The sequence below is a fragment of the Mycobacterium sp. 1482292.6 genome (assembly GCF_001672995.1).
Classification (GTDB): domain Bacteria; phylum Actinomycetota; class Actinomycetes; order Mycobacteriales; family Mycobacteriaceae; genus Mycobacterium; species Mycobacterium europaeum_A.
Map to the genome: position 1 here is coordinate 1 of NZ_LZKV01000123.1, position 581 is coordinate 581.

A 581-nucleotide genomic window follows, 5' to 3' on the forward strand; every position below is an offset into this window, starting at 1 on the left:
TCCCAACCCGCAGCCGGATCCGGCAGCCCCTCGATCAGCGGCGCCACGGCCAGAAGATTCAAATCGCCGCGCCGGTTACCCAAATCGCGGATCAGCCCGGTAACGGCGTGTTGCAACACATCAACGGTCTGCTCGGGCGTAGATGGCCGCGGCTCGCTGCTTGCCCACGAGTTAGCGCTCCCGACATCCAACTGCGTCCAGCGGACACGCGGAATCAACTTGAGCGCGGGGCCAACAAACCCAGCACCTTCCATGGCCGTTTTGAACGCGTACGGGCCGGTGCGCTCCATGACCGACCGACGACGCACGTGGCCACTCGCGCTCCGGACATATAAGGCGGATTGGATCTGTCGGGTGTTCGGCAAGCGCCACTCGTCCGGGTCCAATTCGTCTTGTCGCAGGCCGTAGTTGGACTCAAGCGTTTTCAGGTAAAGATCAATGACGGGGTGGTTACGCGCCGAGACAAAAGCGGAATTCACCATTGATGGATCCTGCACGTCGTGTATGGCGAAACCCGGCGCTTGCAACAGATCCCGCAACCCATGCAGGTCACGAGCGGGATTGTCGCCGTCGGTGTAAAT

Annotated in this window: 1 protein-coding gene; it reads right to left on the reverse strand. The window is 61.3% G+C overall.

What is annotated here, in order from left to right:
* The coding region (locus A5624_RS28610; protein WP_197518955.1) for a hypothetical protein at positions 1-581 on the reverse strand (581 nt) is incomplete at both ends.